At 65.0% G+C, this 5769-nt stretch carries 3 protein-coding genes and 2 pseudogenes; 1 reads left to right on the plus strand and 4 read right to left on the minus strand.

What is annotated here, in order from left to right:
• The 3 genes and pseudogenes from KPF47_RS36395 to KPF47_RS36405 all read right to left on the minus strand — a co-directional run.
• Positions 1 to 297: IS3 family transposase (locus tag KPF47_RS36395; RefSeq protein ID WP_308015583.1), on the minus strand; the 297-nt coding region annotated here is incomplete at its 3' end.
• 426 nt (positions 298 to 723) lie between these two features.
• Positions 724 to 1497 (minus strand): annotated as a pseudogene (locus tag KPF47_RS36400) (transposase); the annotation flags it as partial.
• A 104-nt stretch (positions 1498 to 1601) separates the two neighbouring features.
• A pseudogene (locus tag KPF47_RS36405) lies at positions 1602 to 2868 on the minus strand (IS256 family transposase).
• A 274-nt stretch (positions 2869 to 3142) separates the two neighbouring features.
• Between KPF47_RS36405 and KPF47_RS36410 the strand changes: the two are divergent.
• Positions 3143 to 4237, plus strand: coding sequence for a DUF1275 family protein (locus tag KPF47_RS36410; protein ID WP_224392774.1), 1095 nt, complete (start codon positions 3143 to 3145; stop codon positions 4235 to 4237).
• 485 nt (positions 4238 to 4722) lie between these two features.
• Here the strand turns inward: KPF47_RS36410 and KPF47_RS36415 are convergent, their stop codons facing one another.
• The gene (locus KPF47_RS36415; RefSeq protein WP_224390184.1) at positions 4723 to 5595 is read right to left on the minus strand and encodes an IS3 family transposase; all 873 of its coding nucleotides are present in this window, start codon (positions 5593 to 5595) and stop codon (positions 4723 to 4725) included.
• Between the last annotated feature and the right edge of the window lie 174 nt (positions 5596 to 5769).

A 5769-nucleotide genomic window follows, 5' to 3' on the forward strand; every position in this document is an offset into this window, starting at 1 on the left:
CGGCGCCGGGCGGTGGGCCGGATTCTGCCGGGTCGAGCCGCCCTTCCAGCCGCGACGCAGGTGCGCGCCCTGAAGGCCGTGCTCGCGCATGATCCGAGCGACGCGCTTGCGCCCGACGTGCACGCACTGGCGGCGCAGCTCCAGCCACACCCGCGGGGATCCGTAGGTGGTGGCGAACTCGCTCACCGAGCGGATCTTCACGATCTGCTCAAGCAGGACGGCGTCGTCGAGCTGCCGCTGAGAGGGGTTCGCGCGGCGGGCGCGCCAGTCGTAGTAGGTCGGGGCCGCGATGTTCAGGACCGTAGTACGAGACCGGCGGGGAAATCATGGGCATCGACGAAGCTCATGATTTTCCTCCGGGTCGGGCCGATCTCGCTGGCGAAATAGGCGCTCGCCGCGCGCAGGACCTCGTTGACCCGCCGCAGCTCAGCGTTCTCCCGCGCGAGCGGCGGTTCTCGGCGAGCATGTCGGTCGACGGCCGATCATGGCGCTCGCCGGTGTCTGCTCGGCCTGACGGACCCAGTTGCGCAGGCCTCGTGATGCACCCCGAGCTGCTCGGCGAGCCCCGGAACGTCGGGCGAGGGTCGGACTCCCGATACAGCCGAACCGCTCGTTCGCGCAGCTCATCGGGGTACTTTTCGGTGCGGGCACCAGTGCCTTCCTTCTTCTGGCCCTCAAGATCGAACCAGTGTTCAGACACTCCGGCAAAGCGGGGGAACCTCAGACGATGATCTTCCGGCGATCGGTGAACCGGCGCAGCTTGCCGTAGCCGTTCATCCAGGAGTGCGTGCGCTCGATGGGCCACCGTCGTCCTGCCTGGATCGGAGCCGGGACCCCCGTGGTCGCGATCTCGCCGGTGAAGCCCAGGGTGTGCAGCAGAGTACGGGTCTTGCCGGAGTCATAGCCGCGGTCCAGGTGCACGGTCGGGAACAGATCACCACCGTGGGCGTCGCGGTGGCGGGGCAGCGGGCCGATCATCGTCACGATGCCGGTCAAGGTCGGTTCCAGCAGGGGCGAGTCATGGTCGTTGGCTCGCGCCGCGACCAGGTGCAGCGGGATGCCCTGGTCATCGCAGGCCACGGACCGTTTCGTGCCCTGCTTGCCGCGGCCGACAGGGGCTGCGGCCGGCCACCTCGCCTCCGCCTGGTGCCTTGGTGATCGATCCGTCGACCGCCAGATCGTCAAGATCCAGGCCGAGTATCTGGTCGTAACCGGCCAGCGCGGTGCGGAGCAGTTCCTCGCTGACTCCCGCGGTGGCCCAGTCATCGAGACGGCGGCGGATGGTGCGGTCCGAGCAACCCGGCGTGGCGATGCGTTCGTAGCCACTACCGTGCACCAGAGCGGCAACGACGTGGTCGAACACGACCCGATCAGAGATCCGGCGACGGTGACAGCCCCACGGATGGGCCGGGTCGAACTCCGGCGCCGCTCTGCCTCGATCAGGGCAGCGAACTCGACCCAGAGGGGGTCGATCAGCGATTCTGGCAATAGAGGCACGGACCCTCCAGGCGACCATCAGGACATCAGCAATCCCATGATCACTTGCAGGTCCGTGTCTCTACCAACACCGACACACGGCCACCTCTACTGCCGGACGCTCTTCAGTGAGTGGTTCTCTCGAATCGTGCGGCGAAGGTGATCGCGAACGCGTTCAGCGCGGGCTTCCACCTCATCATCCAGCGTGCCCGGCCTCCGCCGGTGGGGTCAAGCGAGCGGGTCACGAGGTAGAGGCACTTCAGCGCCGCGGCCTCGTTGGGGAAGTGTCCACGCGCTCGAGTGTCCACGCGCTCGAACGGCTCTGCGATACCTCGCGTTGATGGACTCGATCGCGTTGGTCGTGCAGATCACTCGCCGGATCTCGACGTCGTACTCCAGGAACGGCACGAACTCCGCCCAGGAGCTGCGCCAGAGCTGGACGATCGCCGGATACCGCTGTCCCCACTCGGCGGCGAACTCTTCGAACCGGTCCTTCGCCGCCTGCTCGGACGGGGCCGAGTAGACGGGCTTGAGCGAACGGACGAGCGCGTCGCGGTGCTGCCGTCCGGCGTAACGGAAGCTGTTGCGGATCAGATGGACGATGCACTGCTGCACGACTGTCTGCTCCCAGGTGGTGTTGATCGCCTCCGGGAGACCCTTGAGGCCGTCACAGACGGCGATGAGCACGTCCTCGCCGCCGCGGTTCTTCAGCTCGGTGAACACTTGCAGCCAGAACCTCGCGCCTTCCTGGCCGTCGCCGGCCCAGATGCCGAGGATGTCGCGTTCTCCGTTCGTCGTGACGCCCATGACGACGTAGAACGGGGTGTTGCGGACCTGCCCGTCCCGGACTTTCACCACGATCGCGTCGACGAAGATCACCGGGTAGAGCACATCCAGCGGCCTGCTCGCCCATTCGGCGAGCTCGCTGGTGACCTTCTCGGTGATTCGGCTGACCGTGTCCCTGGAGACCTTCGCCCCGTAGACCTCGTCGAAGTGCGCGACGATCTCCCCGGTCGTCAGTCCACGCGCGGTCAGCGACAGCACGATCTGGTCGATGCCGTCCAGGCGGCGCTTGCGCTTGGGGACGATCACCGGCTCGAACGACCCGTCCCGGTCCCGGGGGACCTCGATCTGCACGGGGCCGATCTCGGTGAGCACCGTCTTCGTCCGGCTGCCGTTACGCATGTTCGCCCCCAGCGGGGTCTCACCATGCTCGTGACCGAGGTGCTCGGTCAGCTCGGCGCTCAGCGCCGTCTCCAGGACGTTCTTCGTGAGCTGGTTCAGCAGCCCACCCGGGCCGACGAGGCTCACGCCCTGCTTCTTCGCCTGCGTCAGCAGGCGCTCGGCGAGGTCCTTCTGATCAATGATCTCTCCCGTCACGGGATCGATCATCGCGTCGTCCAACAACTCGGTCGTGTCAGCCACGGCCGTCTCCTTCCGGATCAGGCCGGACCCCACCCACCGTTATTCAGACAGTCCCCGGTCGAGTGAATGGTGCTCGTCTGGCGTTCACGAGTGTCAGTAGATCGGTGACACTCTGTATCTTGGGCTCGTATTCACGAGAAATTTATAGGCGCGTGTTCCGAGATAGCGGTGGTATGCGCCACAGTTGTCGGATGTGACTGGTTTTGATCATCCGGAGGTTGTTCCGCGGTTGTTGGGTGCGGTGACGGTGGTGTTGGCAGGTGCTGCGGGTGCGTTGGATGCGGTGACGTTTTTCGTGTTCAATGAGGTTTTCGCCAGTACGATGACGGGGAATCTGGCTGTGCTCGGGCTCGGGCTCGGGCTCGGGCGTTGGTTGTCGTCTGTTGAGGCGTTGTGCGCGGTCGCTGGGTATGTCGTCGGGTTGATGGTGGGCACGATCGTTGCTGGTCTGGTGATGCATCGGTTGCCGTGGCGGACTGCGGTCGCCACCGTTCTGGTTGTCGAGCTGGTGGTGTTGGTGACGGTCGGTATCGGATTTTACGGTTTCGTGAGTCCGGAATACAATACGGTGCGGGCGGTGGTGTTGGTGACCGGTGGTGCGGCGGCGATGGGAATTCAAGCTGCCGGGCTCAGGTATGTGGGCCCAGCGGGGACACCGACAAATTTTCTGACCGGTACGGTGACGAATTTGGTATCGGCTATGGTCGAGCTGCACAGGCCCAGTTGGGACAGTAATTCGGTGTTGCGGATCGCGGCGTTCGTGTGTGCGGCCGGTGGGGCTGCTGTGGTGCAGCGGCTGGTGCCTGGTGCGGCTTACGTTCTGCCGGTGGTACTGGTGGCGGTCGCGGTGGGGTTGATGGCTCGGGTTGTTCGGGTCAATCACGGTGGGCTACTTGCTGGGGGTCCCCAGTTCCGGGATCTGACCCGGCTCGCGGAGAACATCGAACGCGGATCCGAGCATGGATCACCCGCCGATGCCGGCCACGGCGGTGCGCCAGTGCCGGCGGCTGCGGTGGGGTCGGCGGTGTGCGGTCGGGTGGTGGGGCCGGACGGATTGGGGGTGCCGGCGGTGGTGACCTTGCTTGATGATCAGGGCCGGTGTGTGGCGCGTCGCGATACCGATGACGACGGCCGTTATCACCTACGGCCGACCGCGGCGGGTGTGCACACCATCGTCGGCAGCCCGGACCCCGACCAGCACGCCACCACTGCTACTGGTGGCGCTGGTGGTGGTGTTCTGTGGCCGCGGGCCACGACGGTCACGGTGTCACGACCCCGGCGCGGATGCCCTGCCCGCCCTGTCGTTCACGATCTCACCCTCCAGGATGCTGACTGAACTCACTGGACCAGCGCCACCGCAGCCGGACCCCGCGGCGCCGGGGACGGCTATTACGACCTCGGCTGTCTCGACGGCCCCGCCATCGCGGCCGAGTCCGTACCGAACGTTGCGGGTCGGCGGCCACACGGGAAGGTTCTGACCTGGGCCGACCCTCGGACTCGTGCGGCATGAATTCATCACCTGCCTGCCGACAGCAGATGACCTGATTGTCATCTGTTCTCCTCGGAACCCCCGTTAGCATCAGATAGGCAGCCCAGTCGACACGGTCGATACCAGAGCGAGGCCGATTGTCATCGTGTTGTTCGTGATCGCCCTCGGCGGGCAGGGTATGGATGCTTGTCACGGTCGAATCTTCTGGCCCTGGTAACACACCGGCTGCGGCGGCACCCAACGACTGGGCTGTCCCGGAGAAGAAGCTCGCAGTCGTGGCTTGCATGGACTCTTGAGCTTGGCCCCGTAGTCCGGACCCCGACGGTGTGGGGTCAGTGGGTGTGGTTGGGCGGGGTGTGGGCTGCTTCGAAGTCGTTCGGGGAGAGCATCCCAATACTGGAATGGCGCCGTAACGGATTGTACCAGCATTCTATCCATTCGAAGATGGCGGTGGCAAGCTCTGCGCGGGTTTTCCAGGTTCTGGAATCGAGCAGTTCGAGTTGCATGGTACCCCAGAATGATTCGACCAGAGAGTTATCGTAGCAATCTCCGATCGAGCCCATCGATGGGACGATTCCAGCGGCGACCAGACGTCGACCGAATGCCCATGATGTGAATTGGGTGCCGTGGTTGGAATGTAGGATCGTGGCGTGGTATTGCGGGCGTCGGCGGAGTATGGCCATGCCGAGGGCGTCGATGACGAGTTCGGTGCGCATGTTGTCGGCGATGGACCATCCGACTGCTTTCCGGGAGAATACATCGATGACTGCCGCGCAGTAGACTTTCCCTTCTCGGGTGGGGTGTTCGGTGATGTCGGTGCACCAGATCTCATCCGGTCCGTCGACGGTGAAGTCGCGGTCGACCAGGTCGGTGTAGGGGTCGGCGTGCTGGTCCCGGACGGTGCAGCCGTGGTTGCGTCGCCGGTAGAGGCCCTGGATCCCGGCCTGGCGCATCAGCCGAGCGACGCGTTTGTGGTTCACCGTGATACCGAGTCCGAGGGTGAGCTCGGCGTGCACACGTGGCCATCCGTAGGTGCCCCGGGACTCTGCGTGGATTTTCTCGATGTGTTTGAGGAGCAGTTCGTTCTCCTGCGTCCGTAGCGATGTCGCCCCGGAGTGCCATTCGTAGTAGCCCTGGCGGCGGACGCCAAGGACCCGGCAGGTCACCGCGACGTCGAATCCATCGTCGGCGAGTTCACGGACCAGCGGGAAAACTACTTTGGGAGGATGTTCTCCCGGGCGAAGTACGCGGCAGCACGCTTGAGGATCTCGTTCTCGATCTCGATCCGGCGGGCCTTCTTTCGGAGTTCGACGATCTCACTTTTCTCCGCGCTCGACAGACGTGTGGAGCGCGGGTCACCGTCGTCTGCGTCGGCCTGG

Source organism: Pseudonocardia sp. ICBG1293, assembly GCF_020131355.1.
GTDB lineage: Bacteria > Actinomycetota > Actinomycetes > Mycobacteriales > Pseudonocardiaceae > Pseudonocardia.